Below are 17,862 nucleotides of genomic sequence, written 5' to 3' on the forward strand. Positions count from 1 at the left end.
GCACCTTCCTCTACGGAAAGCGTTAAGAAGGTGCCCTTCCTTACTTGCGGCGGAGGGCGGAGGTGGCGAGGAGGCGGGCGGCGTAGGGGAGGTCGTGGACCAGGTATCGGCCGGCCAGGCGGCCGGGCTCCTGGGCCAGGCGGTGGGCCCATTCGAGGCCGCTGCGCTGCATCCAGATGGGGGCGCGGTGCAACTCGCCGGCGACGAAGCCGATGGCCGCGCCGCAGCCGATGAACCAGGTGAACGGCAGCTCGGCGCGCAGGTCCGAGATGACCCGCTCCTGCTTCGGGAAGCCGAGGCCGACGAAGACGAAGTCGGGCTTGGCCTCGATCACGTCGGTGTACACCTGCGCGCACGTGTCCGGATCGAGGTCGAACCCGAACGGCGGCGCGACCTGGCCCGCGATGCGCAGCCCGGGGCAGCCTGCGGCGAGCACCGAGGCGGCCTTGACCGCGCCGTCCATGCCGGTCTCGTCGGCGGGCGAGCCGCCGAGCAGGTACACGGAGCGGCGGGCCCGGCCGAGGGCGGCGCTGAGGGTCCAGATCAGACCGGATCCGGTCACCCGTTCGGGGAGCGGGGTGCGGGCGAGCCTGCTGGCCCAGACCAGGGGCATGCCGTCGGCGACCACGAGCGCGGCGTCCTCCAGGAAGCCGCGCACCTCGGCGGCGCGCACCCCGCGGCCGGTGGCCAGCCGCATGATGTCGACGTTCGGGGTGAGGATGCGGCCGCCTTCGCCGCGTTCGAGCGCGGCGAGCACCCGGTCGGCGACGGTCTCCTCGGTGACCGCGTCGAACCAGGTGCCGGCGAGGCGGACCCGGCGGCCATAGACAGTCCCCGTAAAAGACACGAAATCAGACAATACAGACCAAGTAGGCGGTTCGGTCGTTATGCCGTACGAGCGCGTCACGCCGTGGCGCGGCAGTGGGGGATGTATGGCAACCAGGGTTCTTTTCGTCGGTGGACTCGGCCGCAGCGGCACGACCCTGATCGAGCGGGTGCTGGGCGAGCTGCCCGGCGTCTGCGCCCTGGGCGAGATCGTCCATCTCTGGCAGCGCGACGTACGCGACGACGAGCGCTGCGGCTGCGGCGACCGGTTCAGCCGCTGCGACTTCTGGCAGCGCGTCGGGCACGCCGCGTTCGGCGGCTGGCACCGGGTCGACGTGCACCGCATCCTGGCCCTGCGCGACCTGGTCGAGCGCACCCGGCACATCCCGCGGCTGGCCGGGTCGGCCCGCCTGGCCGGCGACTTCACCGCGCTCGTCACCGAGTACGCCGGCTACTACGCGAAGATCTACGCCGCGGCGGCCACCGTGTCCGAGGCGAACGTGGTGATCGACTCGTCCAAGCACAGCGCGCTGGCGCACTGCCTGCGCTGGTCGGACGAGGTGGACCTGCGCGTGCTGCACGTGGTGCGCGACGCGCGCGGCGTGGCGTACTCGTGGACCAAGACGGTGTCCCGGCCGGAGACCGACGGCTCCGAGGAGATGACCCGCTACGCGCCGACCCGCAGCGCGCTGCTGTGGAACGCGCACAACGCCGCCTTCGGGCTGCTGCGGCGGCGGGGCGTGCCGGTGCGGCGGGTGCGCTACGAGGAGTTCCTGGCCCGGCCGCGCAACACGGTGCGCCGGGTCGCCGCGTTCATGGGCATGGACCCGTCCGTGATGGACCTGGGTTTCCTGCACGACGACGCCGTCGAGCTGTCCCGCGGTCACAGCGCCGCGGGCAACCCGATGCGCTTCACGGTCGGGCGCATCGAGCTGCGCCGCGACGACGCCTGGCGCCGGCAGCTGCCGCCGCGCCAGCGCGCCCTGGTCGGGGCCGTCTGCGCGCCGCTGCTGCGGGCGTACGGCTACCCGCTGAGCAGCAACGCCGAGATCGTAGGAGCGCACCGATGAAGCTCAAGGCCAACAGCGGACGGTTCGACGGCGGCCGGGGGGCGCGCCCGGCGGCGGCCACGGCACACCCGCCCGCCGCGCCCGGCACGGCCGTGCTCGGCGCGACGCCCGGCTCGCGCGACTGGCCCGCCGTCGGCGTGGTCATCCCCACCCGCAGCCGCCCGGAGCTGCTGCGCAAAGCCCTGGATGCGGTACGCGCACAGGACTACCCCGGGCCGTTGCGCGTGCTCGTGGTCTTCGACCAGGCCGAGCCGGATCCATCGCTCGCCACCGACGGCGGGCGGCCGGTGCTGGTGGTGGCCAACGCGCGCCAGGCCGGGCTGGCCGGAGCGCGCAACACCGGCATCACGGCGCTGGACACCGAGCTGGTCGCGTTCTGCGACGACGACGACGTCTGGCACCCGGCGAAGCTGCGCCGCCAGGTGGACGCGCTGGCACGTACGCCCACCGCGCAGTTCGCGACGTGTGCGATCGAGGTGGAGTTCGAGGGTGCCGCGCACCCGCGGCTGGCCGGGACCGACCTGGTCACCGTGGACGACCTTGCGCGCAGCCGGATGTCGATGCTGCACTCGTCGGGCTTCCTGGCCCGGCGCGAGGCGCTGCTGGCGGACGGGGCGATCGGCCCTGTCTCCGAGGATGCCCCCGGCAGCCAGAACGAGGACTGGGACCTGCTGCTGCGGGCCGCTCGGCGGCACCCGATCGTGCACGTGGACGAGCCGCTGGTGCGGGTGCTCTGGGGGCGCAGCAGCTTCTACGCGTACGAGTACGCCACGAAGATCTCGTCGTTGCGCTGGATGATGGCCCGCCACCCGGAGATCTCCGGCTGCCGCCCCGGCGCGGCCCGGGTCTACGGTCAGCTGGCCTGCTGGTCGGCCGCGGCCGGCGACCGCCGCCAGGCCTGGCGCTGGGCCCGCGAGACGGTCCGCAACAACTGGCGGGAGCCCCGTGCCGCCATCGCCCTGGCCGCTCTGACCGGCGCCGTCAAAGTGGAAACCGTCCTCACCGCCCTCCACCGCCGGGGCCACGGCATCTGAACGCGATCCCACACGCCCGCTCGTTCGTGCGCGGCCTACAACGACTCGCGCCCTCGCCCAGCAGGCAGGGCGCGAGTCGTTGAGGCTGCGCACGCTGGGCGGAGGCAGGCGTTGCCGATGGGCGGTCGCGTACGATACCGTGTTGACTCTTGTTGGATTTCGGTGAGTTGATATCGGTGAGGAGGCGGGGTGCTCGCGCCGCAGCGACAGCAGGTGATCCTGGCCCAGGTGCGCCGGGCGGGCGGTGTCCGCGTCGCCGACCTCGTCGCCGAGCTGGGCGTCTCCGACATGACCATCCGCCGCGACCTGGAGGTGCTGGCCGAGCGCGGGCTGGTGATCAAGGTGCACGGCGGGGCCACCGCTCCCCCGTCCGGCGTCGCCGACGAGCCCGGCTTCGCGGCCAAGGCCGAACGCCAGCGTACCGAGAAGGCCCGGCTGGCAGAAGCGGCGGCCGCGCACGTGAACCCGGGCAGCGCGATCGCGCTGTCGGCCGGCACCACCACCGTGCGGCTCGCCCAGCGGCTGATCGAGGTGCCGGGGCTGACCGTGGTCACCAACTCGATCCCGGTCGCCGACGTCTTCTACCGCTCCGGCCGCCCGGACCAGACCGTGGTGCTCACCGGCGGCACCCGCACCCCCTCCGACGCCCTGGTCGGCCCGATCGCCGTGGCCTCCCTGCGTGACCTGCACGTCGACCAGCTGTTCCTCGGTGTGCACGGGCTCAGCGTGGACGCGGGGCTGACCACGCCGAACCTGCTGGAGGCGGAGACGAACCGGGCGCTCATCGCGGCCACCCGCCGCCTGGTGGTGCTGGCCGACCACACCAAGTGGGAGACGCTCGGCATCGCCTCGATCTGCCCGCTCAGCGCCGTCGACCTGCTGATCACCGACGCCGCCCCGCCCGTCGACGTCAGCGAGCTCACCGCCGTGGAGATGACCGCATGAAGCGCACCAGCACCACCCTGGCCGACGGCCGCGAGCTGATCTACTTCGACGAGCACGACGACGCGGTACGCGCCACCGTCGACACGCGCGAGCTGCCCACGCCGCCCCCGCCCGCGCAGCTGCGCTTCGACCCGCTCACCGAGGAGTGGATCGCGATCGCCGCGCACCGGCAGACGCGCACGTTCCTGCCGCCGGCCGCCGAGTGCCCGCTGTGCCCGGCCAAGCCGGAGTTCGCCGGTGAGGTGCCCGCCGACGACTACGACGTGGTGGTGTTCGAGAACCGGTTCCCCTCGTTCTCCGGCGACAGCGGCCGCTGCGAGGTGGTCTGCTTCTCCCCCGACCACGACTCGTCGTTCAAGGACCTGCCCGTGTCGCGGGTGCGCACGGTGCTCGCCGCGCTCGCCGACCGCACCGCCGAGCTGTCCGCCCAGCCGGGCGTCGAGCAGGTGTTCTGCTTCGAGAACCGGGGCGTCGAGATCGGCGTGACGCTGCACCACCCGCACGGCCAGATCTACGCGTACCCGTACGTCACGCCGACCACCCGCCGCTACCTCGACGCCGCCCGCCGGCACCGGGAGCAGGGCCACGGCAACCTCTACGCCGAACTGCTGGCCGGTGAGCGCGCGTCGGGCGAGCGGGTCGTCGCCGCCAACGAGCACTGGACCGCGTTCGTGCCGTACGCGGCGCGCTGGCCGTACGAGATCCACCTGGCCCCGCACCGGCAGGTGCCCGACCTGGCCGCGCTCACCGACGACGAGCGCGACGCCTGCGCCCCGCTCTGGTCCGAGCTGACCCGGCGGCTGGACGGGCTGTTCGGGCTGGACATGCCCTATATCGCGGGCTGGCACCAGGCCCCGGTGCACGCCGACCGCGACCTCGGTTACCTGCACCTGCGTCTGATCAGCTCGCGCCGGGCCCCGGGAAAGCTGAAATACCTGGCCGGATCGGAGTCGGCGATGGGCGCGTGGGTCAACGACATCGCGCCGGAGCAGGCGGCGGCTGCGCTGCGGGCGGTTTCCCTCTAAGTTCGTACATGTGAACGAAGTAGAGGTCCTCGGCGTCGAGGTCGCGCCAGGCGTGACCCTGCGCCTGCGTCATCGGGCGGCCGCCGGTCCCACCGGGTCCGGCGAGGCCGCCGGCCGGACGGGCGGTGCGCCGCAACCGCCGCGTGAAGGGAAGGGCACCGCGTTCCTGCTGGTCCACGGACTGTCGTCGAACGCGCGGCTGTGGGACGAGGTCGCCGTCGCACTGGCCGCCGCCGGGCACCCGAGCTGGGCGGTCGACCTGCGCGGGCACGGCGAGTCGGACGCGCCGGAGTCCGGGTACGACACCGCGACCGCCGCGGCGGACCTGGCCGCGGTGATCGACGCGCTCGGCCTGGACCAGCCCGTGGTGGCGGGCCAGTCGTGGGGCGGCAACGTGGTGGTGCGGCTGGCCGCCGCACACCCGAAGCTGCCCGGTGCGGTGGGGCTGGTCGACGGCGGCTGGATCGACCTGCACAGCGCCTTCCCGGACTGGGAGTCCTGCGAGCGCGTGCTGCGGCCGCAGGACATCGACGGCCGCCCCGCCGATGCCATGCGCCAGTGGCTGGAGTCGGCGCACGCCGACTGGTCGGCGACGGCCAAGGAGGCGACGCTGGCCAACATGCGCGTCCGCCCCGACGGCACCATGGAGCGACGCCTGACGATCCCCCGCCACCTGGAGATCCTGCGCTCCATGTGGGACGACCCGCCAGGCCCGGACCTGCCCCGGGTCACCGTACCGGCGCTGCTGCTGCCCGCGACCGGCCCCGACGACGAACGCGCCGCGCCGGTGCACCGTGCCGCCGCGGCGCTGCCCGCCGCGACCGTGCGCTGGTATCCCGGCAGCGACCACGACCTGCACGCCCAGCACCCCGACCTGCTCGCCGCCGACCTGCTGAGCCTGGTCCGGGCCGGCTGACCGCGGTGGACTCCGTCCGCGCCCCTGACCTGCGCAGCGAGGAGAAGGCATGACCAAGCTTCTGGTGATCATGGGATCCGGCGAGACCACCCCCACCATGATCAAGCCACACCGGCAGTTCTTCGCGACGCTGCCGGACACCGCGCCCGCGGTGCTGCTGGACACGCCGTACGGCTTCCAGCTCAACGCCGACGAGATCAGCGCACGGGCCGTCGGCTACTTCGCGCAGAGCGTCGGGCGGGCCGTGGACGTCGTGTCCTGGCGGCAGGCGCCGCCGCCCGGCCTGGACCGGGAACGCGCGCTGGCCGCCCTGCGCGGGGCCGGCTGGATCTTCGCGGGGCCGGGGTCGCCGACGTACGCCCTGCGCCAGTGGCACGGCACGGAACTGCCCGCCCTGCTCACCCAGGCCGACGTGCTCGTGTTCGCGAGCGCCGCCGCGCTCACCCTCGGCTCGCACACCATCCCCGTGTACGAGATCTACAAGGCCGGCGCCGACCCGCGCTGGTCTCCCGGCCTCGACCTGTTCCACCAGCTCACCGGCGTGCCCGCGGTGATCGTGCCGCACTACGACAACGCCGAGGGCGGCCACCACGACACCCGCTTCTGCTACCTGGGCGAACCCCGCCTGGCCCGCCTCGAACGCGAGCTGCCCGACGGCACCCTCATCGTCGGCGTCGACGAGCACACCGCCCTCGTCTGCGACCTCACCGCCATGACCGCCACCGTCCTGGGCAACGGCACCCTCACCCTCCGCCGCGACGGCCACAGCACCGTCCACCCCGCCGGCACCGTCCTCCCCCTCCCCTTCCCCGAAAGGAAGGGCACCTTCTTAACGGAATACGTAGAGGAAGGGCACCTTCTTAACCCTCCCGGGAAGGGCGTCGAGGCAGGCCGCCGCGCGGCCGGGGACGGCGGCCGAGGGGTCGGGGGCTTCGGCGCGGTCGGTCCGGTCCACGACGGTGCGGTCCACGGCAGTGCGGTGGTCGCGGCGTCGCTGCGGGAGGCGGCCGACGAGGCCGAGGCGCGGTTCTCGGCCGCGCTGGCCGAACGCGACGTCGACGGTTGCGTGGCCGCGGTGCTCGAACTGGAGCAGGCCATCACCGACTGGAATGCCGACACGCTCACCTCCGACTCCGGCGAGCACGCGCACGGCCTGCTGCGCGGCATGATCGTGCGGCTGGGCGCGCTGGCCGGCACCGCGGACCCGACGCCGCTGCTCACTCCGCTGGTGGAGGCGCTGGTCGCACAGCGGGAGCAGGCTCGCGCGGCGCGTGACTGGGCCGGGGCGGACCGGGTACGCGAAGCGCTGACAGCCGCCGGAATCGAGCTCCGGGACACCCCCGGCGGCCCCGTCTGGCTCCGCCGCACCGACGGTTGATCGCCACCTCGTGTCGGAAAGTGTGGCCAGACCACAGAATTCGACACGAGGCGGCGATCTTCGCCCGGGACAGGGAGACAACAGAGCCGGCCCGCGTCTGGGGGACGCGGGCCGGCTCTGTTGGGAAGGGACAATCAGGCGGGATTCTTCTGCTGTTTCACCTGGTCAAACGACTGAAGCCGGACCAGGTTCCGGCCTCCCGCCCGATTCGCCGAGACGCGATCAGGCGCCGAGGCGGCGGGCCAGGTTGGTGTCGAGGGTGTTCATGAACTCCTCGGTGGTCTGCCACGGCGCGTCGCGCGAGATCAGCAGCGCGAGGTCCTTGGTCATCGCGCCGCCCTCGACGGTCTCGATGATGACCTGCTCCAGCGTGTTCGCGAAGTTGGTCACCTCCGGGGTGCCGTCCAGCTTGCCGCGGTGCGCGAGGCCCCGGGTCCAGGCGAAGATCGACGCGATCGGGTTGGTCGACGTCTTCTCGCCCTTCTGCCACTGGCGGTAGTGCCGGGTGACGGTGCCGTGCGCGGCCTCGGCCTCGACGGTCTTGCCGTCGGGCGTCATGAGCACGGAGGTCATCAGGCCGAGCGAGCCGAAGCCCTGCGCCACGGTGTCGGACTGCACGTCACCGTCGTAGTTCTTGCACGCCCAGACGAAGCCGCCCTCCCACTTGAGCGCCGCGGCGACCATGTCGTCGATGAGCCGGTGCTCGTAGGTGATGCCGGCGGCCTCGAACTCGCTCTTGAACTCGGTCTCGAAGACCTCGGCGAAGATGTCCTTGAAGCGGCCGTCGTACGCCTTCAGGATGGTGTTCTTGGTCGACAGGTAGACCGGGTAGTTGCGGGCCAGGCCGTAGCGCAGCGAGGCGCGCGCGAAGTCGCGGATCGACTCGTCGAAGTTGTACATGCCCATGGCGACGCCGCCGTCGGCGAAGTCGGCGACGGTCAGCTCCATCGGCTCCGAGCCGTCGGCCGGCTGGTAGGTGATGGTGACCTTGCCGGGGCCGGGGACCACGAAGTCGGTGGCCTTGTACTGGTCACCGTGGGCGTGCCGGCCGATGACGATCGGCTTGGTCCAGCCCGGCACCAGGCGGGGCACGTTGCTCATGATGATCGGCTCACGGAACACCACGCCGCCGAGGATGTTGCGGATGGTGCCGTTCGGCGACTTCCACATCTTCTTCAGGCCGAACTCCGCGACGCGGGCCTCGTCCGGGGTGATGGTGGCGCACTTGACGCCCACGCCGTGCCGCTTGATCGCGTTGGCGGCGTCGATCGTCACCTGGTCGTCGGTGGCGTCCCGGTGCTCCATGCCCAGGTCGTAGTACTCCAGCTCCACGTCGAGGTAGGGCAGGACGAGCTGCTCGCGGATCTGCTTCCAGATGATCCGGGTCATCTCGTCGCCGTCGAGCTCCACGACCGGGTTGTTTACCTTGATCTTCGCCATCGTGCTGGCGCTCCTCTAACCTCTGGCGTCCGGCTGCAGAGGGCCGGGCGGCGGTCACGTCTAGCAGTACGAGCGTACTGCCAACTCGACCTGCCGCAACCGCCAGGGTGACGTGCCTCCCGTCACGGGCGGCATCGGCCTGGCGGTCAGCGTCGTCGCCGGGCTCGTCCCGGCGCTGCTGCTCGGCTGGTGACGGGAGCCGGAGGGGAGCGGCGCGGGCCCGGGCGCACGGGCTGCCCGCACGTGGGCCAAGGCCACGCCGACCGAACGCGCGCGGACAGGGACCGCCGGGCAGGGACCGCCTGCCACCGCGCACGGCCGGGCGCGGTGGCAGGCGGACGATCCGGTCAGCTCCAGCTGATCTCGCCGCGGCCCGCCTCCAGCAGCGCGGCCTTGATCTTCGAGAACGGCTTGCTGCCGAGGAAGCCGGCCGGGTTCATCGGGCTCGGGTGCCCGGCCTCCAGCACGATGTGGTGCGAGTTGGTGACCAGCGCGGCCTTCTTGCGGGCGTAGGCGCCCCACAGCACGAAGACCACGCGGTAGGGCGAGTCGTTGACCGCCTTGATCGCGGCGTCGGTGAACGCCTCCCAGCCCTTGTTGGCGTGGCTGCCCGGCTTGACGCCGACGGTGAGCACCGCGTTGAGCATGAGCACACCCTGGCTCGCCCACGGGGTCAGGTCGCCGTTCGTCGGCCGCTGGACGCCGAGGTCGTCCTCCAACTCCTTGTACACGTTGCGCAGGCTCGGCGGCACGGTCACGCCGGGGCGCACGCTGAAGCTGAGCCCGTGCGCCTGGCCGGGCTTGAAGTACGGATCCTGGCCGAGGATGAGCACGCGGGTGTGCGCGGGCGAGGTGAGCCGGAACGCCGTGAACAGGTCCTCCTGCGGGGGATACACCGTCTCGGTGGCGTACGCGTTTTCCACGAAGGCCGACAGCTTCGCGGTGGCGTCCAGGTCGAGGTGCGGCTTCATCACGTCGCGCCACTCGGCGGGCAGCAGGTCGAGCAGGTCCAATGCCATGCCGGACACCATAGTGCCCACATCCGACAAGCGCGCGGCTCCGTCCCACCGCGGCGGTTTGCCTCACCTGACCTGCGGGTATGCCCACACGTGCAGACTTTTCTGCCCTATCCGGACTTCGCGCTGAGCGCCGGGGTGCTCGATCCGCGGCGGCTGGGCAAGCAGCGCGTGGAGGCGATCCAGGTGCTGCGCGGGCTGATCGTGCCCGGATACGGCTGGCGCCACCATCCCGCCGTGAAGATGTGGGCCGGGTACGAGGAGGCGCTGGCCCGCTACGGCCTGGAGATGTGCGCCGCCTGGTCGGCGGCCGACCGCGCGGACACCTGCGCGGCCACCCTCCTGACCGACCTGCGGTCCGCGTGCGGAATCGTGGGGGTACGCCCCCAGCAGGCGCTCGCCGCGACGGGCGACCTGCCGCCGTGGCTGGGCGACGCGGCGTTCCACGCCGCCCACCGCTCCGCCCTGCTGCGCAAGGACCCGGCCTTCTACCAGCCGCTGTTCGGCGGCGAGGTGTCCGACCTGCCCTACGTCTGGCCCGCGTCGGACCGCGCCCCGCACGCCTGCCCGCCTGACCGCTCCCCCGCCCGCTACCGGCCACCCGCCGCCCGCGCCTCGTAGATCTTGTGCGCTTCGTGTCGCTCCAGCAGCACCAAGTGCACAAGATCTGGAAAGAGCCGCGAGGTCACGGCAGCGCCAAGCGGCCAGGCCGCTGTCGCGGCGCGGAGGCCAGCAGACGCGGACGTTAAGAAGGGCACCTTCTACAACGCATAGCGTTAAGAAGGTGCCCTTCCTTTCGACTTAGAGGCCGGCTACGTCGGACTGCTTGGCGCGGACGGCCTCGGCGGCCTCCTTGAGGCCGGCCAGCTCGGACTCGGTGAGGTCGGTGAGGACGATCTTGCGGGCGCCCGCGGCGCCGATCTCGGCCTCGACGCCGAGGTAGACGCCGGAGATGCCGTACTCGCCGTCGACCCAGGCGCAGACCGGCATGACCTCGCCGGAGTCCTCGGCCACGGCCTTGGCCATGCGGGCGGCGGCGGCCGACGGGGCGTAGTACGCCGAGCCGGTCTTGAGCAGCGCGACGACCTCGGCACCGCCGTTGCGGGTGCGGGTGACCAGCTCCTCGATCTTGTCGGCGGGCAGCAGCTCGGACAGCGGCTTGCCGTTCACGGTGCAGCGCGACGGGACCGGCACCATGGTGTCGCCGTGCGAGCCCAGGGTCAGCGTCTTCACCGAGCCGACCGGGACCTTCAGCTCCTCGGCGACGAAGTGGGTGAAGCGGGCGGTGTCCAGCATGCCCGCCTGGCCGATGACCCGGTTCTTCGGGAACTGGGTGGCGAGCTGGGCCAGCGCGGTCATCTCGTCGAGCGGGTTCGACACGACGATCACGACGGCGTTCGGGGCGTGCTTGGCGACCTGCTCGGCCACCCCACGCACGATCTTGGCGTTGACCTCGAGCAGGTCCATGCGGCTCATGCCCGGCTTACGCGGCAGGCCGGCGGTGATCACGACGATGTCGGAGCCGGCGATGGCCTCGTAGCCGGAGCCGTCGGTGCCGGTGGTGGCGCCCACGACCTTGGTCTCGAAGCCCTCGATGGACCGCGACTGGTTGAGGTCCAGCGCGAGGCCCTCCGGCTTGCCCTCGATGATGTCGGTGAGCACGACGGTCTCGAAGACGTCGTACTCGGCCAGGCGCTGCGCGGTGGTCGACCCGTAGAAACCGGCGCCGACGACGGTGACCTTCTTGCCCATTGGCACATACTCCCTGCTGGCGGACGTCTGGCGGTAACCAGCGGCCCTGTGACGAAGGTGTAACGAACCGCACCATAGCCCGCGGGCTCTATCGAGGCCCGTTGGGGTGCGGCGGGTGTGGGCTGGAGCGCCCGGCCTCACCGACTATGCCGGTCGGCGGCCTCTTTGCCGCCTCGGCGCGCGCCCGTTTCCCGGTCATTTTCGCGGATCCTGCTCGGCCGGGCGGTAGCGACCGCGCTGACCGCCGTCGATCATTTGGCCCCTTAGCTGGGGAACTAACTGTGGGTAGCAGTGTGATAGATCACCGTGTGCGCTTGGTGGCAGGATCTTCCAGTATCCGGGACGCCTTTTAGGGGCAATTCGGGCGGGGTCGCGTCCCACCATGTGACAGCCTGTTGTCGTTCCGGTCACGCAATGAATCGGGCATAATGCCTTAGATCCGCCCATATAGCAGGCTGCTCTCTAATACCAAAGCCAGGTCAGATGCGCAAGTAGTCAGTGCTTAGACCGTTGCGAATCTGCAATCCACGGGTTTGGTGCCGGGCCGAGCTTCGTCCTACCTTTGCCGCACGTTGCACTGCGTGACAACGGCAGGTCAGCCTGCCGACTGCTGGTGCGGCGTAGGAGATGAGGAGGCTCAATGCAGGTCCGCAGGCTCGCCGCCTGGGCCGCACTTCCGCTCGCTGTCACCCTGGGCCTGACGGCCTGTGGCAAGAGCGGTGGCGACTCGGGAAGCGCCAACCAGAACGGCGTCGTTTCGATCGGTATTTCCGAACCGAAGCACCTGATCCCCACGAACACCGCCGAGACCGGCGGTTCGCAGGTGCTCTCCGCGCTGTTCGCCCCCCTGGTCGACTTCGACGAGGCCAACAAGCCCTTCGAGGTCGCGGCCCAGGAGATCACCACCACGGACAACAAGACGTGGACCGTCAAGCTGAAGGACGGCTGGACGTTCCACAACGGCGAGCCGGTGACCGCCGACAGCTACATCAACGCCTGGAACTACGGCGCCTACGGCCCGAACGCCCAGGACAACAACTACTTCTTCGACAAGATCGAAGGCTACAAGGCCATGAACCCGGCTGAGGCGACCGCCACGCCGGAGGCCAACACCCTCACCGGCCTGAAGAAGGTCGACGACAAGACCTTCACGGTCACCCTGAGCGCGCCGTTCAGCGAGTTCAAGTCGCTGCTGGGCTACACCGCGTTCTACCCGCTGCCGAAGGCCGCGTGGGAGAGCGACACCGCCGCTCCGCTGGTCCTCAAGAAGGACTTCGAGCAGGCGCCGGTCGGCAACGGCCCGTTCAAGATCAAGGGCACCTGGCAGCACGACTCCCAGGTCGAGGTCGAGAAGTACGACGCGTTCGCGGGCACCAAGCCGCACATCGGCGGCGCCCTGTTCAAGATCTACCAGAACAGCGACGCCGAGTACGCCGACCTGCTGGCGAACAACCTCGACGTCGTGAAGCAGATCCCGACCGAGAGCCTGTCGACGGTGCAGGGCGACCTGGGCGACCGCTTCCAGCAGTCCCCGTCGTCGAGCTTCACCTTCCTGGCGTTCCCGACGTTCGACCCGCGTTTCAAGGACGTGGACGTGCGTAAGGCGATCTCGATGGCGATCGACCGCGAGGAGATCGCGAACAAGATCTTCCAGGGTTCGCAGAAGGCGGCGTACTCCTTCACCTCGCCGGTCGTCGCGGGCTACCGCGACAAGACCTGCGGCACGGCGTGCGAGTTCAACCCGACCGAGGCCAAGTCGCTGTACGAGAAGGCGAAGGGCCCGAAGGAGCTGAACATCAGCTACAACGCCGACGGCCCGCACAAGCAGTGGGTCGAGGCCACCTGCAACCAGCTGAAGACGAACCTGGGCGTGGACTGCGTGGCCACCCCGGAGCCGAAGTTCGCCGACCTGCTCACCAAGGTCAAGGCGAAGGAGGACGTCGGCATGTTCCGCCTGGGCTGGGCCTTCGACTACCCGTCGATGGAGAACTACCTGGGCCCGCTGTACTCGACCAACGGTTCGTCGAACTACTACGGCTACAGCAACCCGGAGTTCGACAGCCTGGTCAAGGCCGGCACCGAGGCGCCGACCACGGACGAGGCCATCAAGAAGTACCAGGAGGCCGAGGACATCCTCGCCAAGGACCTGCCGGTCCTGCCCCTGCGCTTCGGCCAGAACGTCTTCGGTCACTCGACCAAGGTGAAGAACGTCGCGATCGACCTGTTCACCCGCGTCGACCTCAACAAGATCGAGTCGGTCGGCTGACCCGCTGACGACTGATTGACGGTGGTGGTGCCGGTCCCGATCGGGCCGGCACCACCACCGGTCTGAGCACCCCCACCCACCTCCCCTGCCCTGAAGGCCGGGATCCGCGCACTGCCACCACGTCGACCGCGGCACCGTGGTACGAAAGACGCAATTCGTACCTAATCGTGCTGCCAGGTGAGAGAAGAAATCGACGATGTTCCGCTACCTAGTGCGGCGCCTGCTACAGATGATCCTGGTCTTCCTCGGGACCACGTTCATCGTGTTCGCGCTCATGTTCGCCGGCGGCGAAGGCGACCCGATCCAGAACCTGGCCGGCGAGAAGCCGGTCAGCGCCAGCCAGCGCGCTCAGCTGATCGAGAAGTTCCACCTCAACGACGGCTTCTTCGAGCGCTACTGGTACTACCTCAAGGACCTCGTCACCGGAAACCTCGGTGAGTCCCTGACCGGCCGCGACATCGGCACCATGATCGCGGAGGCCTTCCCGGCCACCGCCATGCTCGCGACGATCGCCATCCTGGTCACGATCCTCTTCGGCGTCAGCGCCGGAGTGATCGCCGGCATCCGGCGCGGCAGCATCTTCGACAACTCGACGCTGGTCCTGACGCTGGTCATCATCGGCATCCCGACCGTGGTGCTCGCGCCGCTGGGCCAGTTGCTGTTCGGCGTGAAGTTCCCGATCTTCCCGGCCACCGCGAACAACCCGCCCACCTGGTACGAGCTGATCCTGCCCGGCATCGTGCTGGGCCTGCTGTCGGTGGCGACCGCGATGCGGCTGACCAGAGCGTCGGTCGCGGAGAACCTGCGCGCGGACTTCGTGCGTACGGCCAAGTCGAAGGGCATGCCCGGCCGCCGTGTGATCGGCGTGCACGTGCTGCGCAACTCGCTGATCCCGATCGTCACCTTCATCGGTGTCGAGCTGGGCTCGCTGATGGGCGGCGCGATCATCACCGAGCGCGTTTTCAACATCTCCGGCGTCGGCAACCTGCTCTACAAGAACCTCCGGCTGGGCGACGCGCCGGTCGTCATCGGCACGGTCAGCGTGCTGGTGATCGTGTTCCTGGTCGCGAACCTGATCGTGGACCTGCTGTACGCGGTGCTCGACCCGCGGATCCGGTACGAGTAGGCGGAAGACAATGAGTGATTTCGAGACTGTGACCGCCACCGAGCTGCACAGCGCGACCCCGGGCCCGGCCGGCGCGCCGAACGCGCCCGGCCAGCCGCACACCATGGAGGTCAGCAAGCCGCGCAGCGCCACCGCCGACGCGTGGCGCGACCTGCGCCGCCGCCCGCTGTTCTGGCTGGCCGTCGCGATCGGCCTGCTGGTGCTGGCCATCACCGCGGTGCCCAGCCTGTTCACCAGCGGGGACCCGCTGGCCTGTTCGCTGTCGAACCAGAACGCGGCGCCCAGCGGGGCGGCCATCTTCGGTTACGACTACCAGGGCTGCGACGTCTACACGCGGGCCATCTACGGCACCCGCAACTCGATGATGATCGGCTTCTTCTCGGCGCTGTTCGCCGGTTTCCTCGCCATCGTCGCCGGGCTCACCTCCGGCTTCTTCGGCGGGGCGGTCGACGCGGTGATCTCCCGGATCGTCGACATCGTGCTCGGCCTGCCGCTGATCCTGGCCGGCCTGGTCCTGATGTACCGCATCGACAACGCGGGCGGCGGCAACGGCGCGCGCATCGCCGGCTTCGTGCTGATCCTGGGCGGCCTGGGCTGGACCACCGCCGCGCGAGTGGTCCGCTCCTCGGTCATCACCGCCAAGAACCAGGACTACGTCGCCGCGGCGCGCATGCTCGGCGCGGGCAACGGCCGCATCATGTGGCGGCACATCCTGCCGAACGCGCTGGCGCCGTTCCTGGTGGTCATCACGATCGCGCTGGGCACGTTCATCGCGGCCGAGGCGTCGCTGTCCTTCCTCGGCGTGGGCCTGGAGCCCCCGGCGCAGTCGTGGGGCCAGCAGATCTCGGCGGCCTCCCCGATCGGCCTGGTGCGCACCAACCCGATCCCGCTGCTCGTCCCGTCCACCTTCCTCGCGCTGACGGTGCTCGCCTTCATCATCATGGGCGACAAGATCCGCGAAGCGTTCGACCCGAAGCTCCGGTGATCTGCCATGACTGACATCCGCGTAGAAGACGCGTACGCACCCCGGGCCGGTGCGCAGCACCTGCTCGAGGTGAAGGACCTGTTCGTCGAGTTCCACACCCGCGACGGCGTGGCCCGCGTGATCAACGGCGTGTCGTACCACCTGGACCCGGGCGAGACGCTCGCGGTGCTGGGCGAGTCCGGCTCGGGCAAGTCGGTCACCGCGCAGGCGATCATGGGCATCCTGGACATGCCGCCCGCGAAGATCCCGAGCGGGCAGATCCTCTACAAGGGCGAGGACCTGCTCGCCATGCCGGAGGAGAAGCGCCGGCAGGTGCGCGGCAAGGAGATCGCCATGATCTTCCAGGACGCGCTGTCGGCCCTGAACCCGGTCTTCCCGGTCGGCTGGCAGATCTCCGAGACGCTGCGCACCCGCGCGGGCATGTCGAAGAAGGACGCCACCAGGCGGGCGATCGAGCTGATGGACCAGGTCAAGATCCCGGCAGCGAAAGCCCGGGTCAAGGACTACCCGCACCAGTTCTCCGGCGGTATGCGCCAGCGCGTCATGATCGCCATGGCGCTGGCCATGGACCCGAAGGTGCTCATCGCCGACGAGCCCACCACCGCGCTCGACGTGACGGTGCAGGCGCAGATCATGGACCTGCTCGCGGACCTGCGCCGCGACCTGAACATGGGCCTGATCCTGATCACCCACGACCTCGGCGTGGTCGCCGACGTCGCGGACCGGATCGCGGTCATGTACGCCGGCCGCATCATCGAGCACGCCGACGTGCACACGCTCTACAAGAGCCCCGCGCACCCCTACACCCAGGGCCTGCTCGACTCGATCCCGCGGCTCGACTCCAAGGGCACCGAGCTGGCGACGATCAAGGGCCTGCCGCCGAACCTGCTGCGCCCGCCGACCGGCTGCGCGTTCCACCCGCGCTGCCCGTACGTCAAGTCGGTCTGCACGACCTCGACACCCCGATCGCTGGACCTCGGCCACGGCCGGACCAGCGCCTGCCACTTCGCGAAGGAGATGCTCGATGGCACACTCCGCTGACGCCGTGCAGGGCGCGCCGCGCCCGGCCGGTGAGCCGCTGCTGCGGGTCGAGAACCTGGTCAAGCACTTCCCGATCACCCAGGGCATCCTCTTCAAGAAGAAGATCGGCGCGGTCAAGGCGGTCGACGGGGTCAGCTTCGAGCTGCACCGCGGCGAGACGCTGGGCATCGTGGGCGAGTCCGGCTGCGGCAAGTCCACGCTGGCCAAGCTGCTGATGCGGCTGGAGACGCCGACCGCCGGCCGGGCCGTGCTCGGCGGCAAGGACATCTTCAAGATGGGCGGCCGCGAGCTGCGCCGGCTGCGCCGCAACGTGCAGATGGTGATGCAGGACCCGTACACCTCGCTGAACCCGCGGATGACCGTGGGCGACATCATCGGCGAGCCGTACGAGATCCACACCGAGGTGGCCCCGAAGGGCGACCGCCGGCGCCGGGTGCAGGAGCTGCTGGAGCTGGTCGGCCTCAACCCGGAGCACGTCAACCGCTACCCGCACCAGTTCTCCGGCGGCCAGCGCCAGCGCATCGGCATCGCCCGCGCGCTGGCCCTGCGGCCCGAGATCATCGTCTGCGACGAGCCGGTGTCGGCGCTGGACGTGTCGATCCAGGCGCAGGTCATCAACCTGCTGGAGAAGCTGCAGGGCGAGCTGAACCTGTCCTACATCTTCATCGCGCACGACCTGTCCGTGGTGCGGCACATCTCCGACCGGGTCGGCGTGATGTACCTGGGCAAGATGGTCGAGCTGGGCTCCGACGAGGAGATCTACGAGCGGCCGACCCACCCGTACACCCAGGCCCTGCTGTCGGCGGTGCCGGTGCCGGACCCGGACGCCCGCCAGCACCGCGACGTCATCCGCCTGGTCGGCGACGTGCCGTCCCCGGCCAACCCGCCGTCGGGCTGCCGCTTCCGCACCCGGTGCTGGAAGGCGCAGGAGCGCTGCTCGGTCGAGGAGCCGCTGCTGATCCGCCGCGGCGTCGAGCCGCACCCCAGCGCCTGCCACTTCGCGGAGCTGCGCCAGGTCGTGGGCTGACCCGCCCTGCACGAGA

16 protein-coding genes are annotated in these 17,862 nt (G+C 70.4%); 12 read left to right on the forward strand and 4 right to left on the reverse strand.

Annotation, left to right across the window (positions count from 1 at the left end; genetic code table 11):
• Nucleotides 1-40: 40 nt before the first annotated feature.
• Nucleotides 41-847, reverse strand: coding sequence for a WecB/TagA/CpsF family glycosyltransferase (locus CS0771_RS02870; protein ID WP_212839663.1), 807 nt, complete (start codon nucleotides 845-847; stop codon nucleotides 41-43).
• An 85-nt stretch (nucleotides 848-932) separates the two neighbouring features.
• On the opposite strand from CS0771_RS02870, the gene CS0771_RS02875 reads away from it, so the two are divergent.
• From CS0771_RS02875 to CS0771_RS02900, 6 genes are all read left to right on the forward strand, one after another.
• Complete coding sequence (locus CS0771_RS02875) at nucleotides 933-1,895, forward strand: sulfotransferase (protein ID WP_212839664.1); 963 nt, start codon at nucleotides 933-935, stop codon at nucleotides 1,893-1,895.
• Nucleotides 1,892-2,929: a glycosyltransferase family 2 protein gene (locus tag CS0771_RS02880; protein ID WP_212839665.1), complete on the forward strand. Its 1,038-nt coding sequence runs from the start codon at nucleotides 1,892-1,894 to the stop codon at nucleotides 2,927-2,929. The genes CS0771_RS02875 and CS0771_RS02880 overlap by 4 nt, the downstream gene beginning before the upstream one ends.
• A 189-nt stretch (nucleotides 2,930-3,118) precedes the next feature.
• Nucleotides 3,119-3,874, forward strand: a complete 756-nt coding sequence (locus tag CS0771_RS02885) for a DeoR/GlpR family DNA-binding transcription regulator (protein ID WP_212839666.1) — start codon at nucleotides 3,119-3,121, stop codon at nucleotides 3,872-3,874.
• Nucleotides 3,871-4,899: a galactose-1-phosphate uridylyltransferase gene (galT, locus tag CS0771_RS02890; RefSeq protein WP_212839667.1), complete on the forward strand. Its 1,029-nt coding sequence runs from the start codon at nucleotides 3,871-3,873 to the stop codon at nucleotides 4,897-4,899. The genes CS0771_RS02885 and galT overlap by 4 nt, the downstream gene beginning before the upstream one ends.
• Before the next feature lie 10 nt (nucleotides 4,900-4,909).
• The gene (locus CS0771_RS02895) at nucleotides 4,910-5,815 is read left to right on the forward strand and encodes an alpha/beta fold hydrolase (protein WP_212839668.1); all 906 of its coding nucleotides are present in this window, start codon (nucleotides 4,910-4,912) and stop codon (nucleotides 5,813-5,815) included.
• 49 nt (nucleotides 5,816-5,864) lie between these two features.
• Nucleotides 5,865-7,193 carry a hypothetical protein gene (locus tag CS0771_RS02900; protein WP_212839669.1) on the forward strand — a complete coding sequence of 443 codons (1,329 nt, stop codon included), beginning with the start codon at nucleotides 5,865-5,867 and terminating at the stop codon, nucleotides 7,191-7,193.
• A gap of 222 nt (nucleotides 7,194-7,415) precedes the next feature.
• On the opposite strand, the gene CS0771_RS02905 is transcribed toward CS0771_RS02900, so the two are convergent.
• Entirely contained in the window at nucleotides 7,416-8,633 is a 1,218-nt protein-coding gene (locus CS0771_RS02905) for an NADP-dependent isocitrate dehydrogenase (RefSeq protein ID WP_203741481.1), read from the reverse strand.
• Nucleotides 8,634-8,980: 347 nt separating this feature from the next.
• A complete protein-coding gene (locus tag CS0771_RS02910; protein ID WP_244870573.1) occupies nucleotides 8,981-9,652 on the reverse strand; it encodes a uracil-DNA glycosylase in 672 nt (223 codons plus the stop codon).
• A gap of 90 nt (nucleotides 9,653-9,742) precedes the next feature.
• On the opposite strand from CS0771_RS02910, the gene CS0771_RS02915 reads away from it, so the two are divergent.
• Nucleotides 9,743-10,270: an MSMEG_6728 family protein gene (locus CS0771_RS02915; RefSeq protein ID WP_212839671.1), complete on the forward strand. Its 528-nt coding sequence runs from the start codon at nucleotides 9,743-9,745 to the stop codon at nucleotides 10,268-10,270.
• Nucleotides 10,271-10,450: 180 nt separating this feature from the next.
• Here the strand turns inward: CS0771_RS02915 and mdh are convergent, their stop codons facing one another.
• Nucleotides 10,451-11,401, reverse strand: a complete 951-nt coding sequence (mdh, locus tag CS0771_RS02920) for a malate dehydrogenase (RefSeq protein WP_212839672.1) — start codon at nucleotides 11,399-11,401, stop codon at nucleotides 10,451-10,453.
• Nucleotides 11,402-12,041: 640 nt separating this feature from the next.
• On the opposite strand from mdh, the gene CS0771_RS02925 reads away from it, so the two are divergent.
• From CS0771_RS02925 to CS0771_RS02945, 5 genes are all read left to right on the forward strand, one after another.
• Nucleotides 12,042-13,667, forward strand: coding sequence for an ABC transporter substrate-binding protein (locus tag CS0771_RS02925; RefSeq protein WP_212839673.1), 1,626 nt, complete (start codon nucleotides 12,042-12,044; stop codon nucleotides 13,665-13,667).
• Between the two features lie 196 nt (nucleotides 13,668-13,863).
• Nucleotides 13,864-14,793 carry an ABC transporter permease gene (locus tag CS0771_RS02930; protein ID WP_212839674.1) on the forward strand — a complete coding sequence of 310 codons (930 nt, stop codon included), beginning with the start codon at nucleotides 13,864-13,866 and terminating at the stop codon, nucleotides 14,791-14,793.
• Nucleotides 14,794-14,803: 10 nt separating this feature from the next.
• Nucleotides 14,804-15,778, forward strand: coding sequence for an ABC transporter permease (locus CS0771_RS02935; RefSeq protein WP_212839675.1), 975 nt, complete (start codon nucleotides 14,804-14,806; stop codon nucleotides 15,776-15,778).
• Nucleotides 15,779-15,784: 6 nt separating this feature from the next.
• Nucleotides 15,785-16,819, forward strand: coding sequence for an ABC transporter ATP-binding protein (locus CS0771_RS02940; protein WP_212839676.1), 1,035 nt, complete (start codon nucleotides 15,785-15,787; stop codon nucleotides 16,817-16,819).
• Complete coding sequence (locus tag CS0771_RS02945; protein WP_212839677.1) at nucleotides 16,803-17,846, forward strand: ABC transporter ATP-binding protein; 1,044 nt, start codon at nucleotides 16,803-16,805, stop codon at nucleotides 17,844-17,846. The genes CS0771_RS02940 and CS0771_RS02945 overlap by 17 nt, the downstream gene beginning before the upstream one ends.
• Nucleotides 17,847-17,862: the final 16 nt, after the last annotated feature.

Origin of the sequence: Catellatospora sp. IY07-71 (assembly GCF_018326265.1) — a bacterium.
Classification (GTDB): Bacteria; Actinomycetota; Actinomycetes; order Mycobacteriales; family Micromonosporaceae; genus Catellatospora.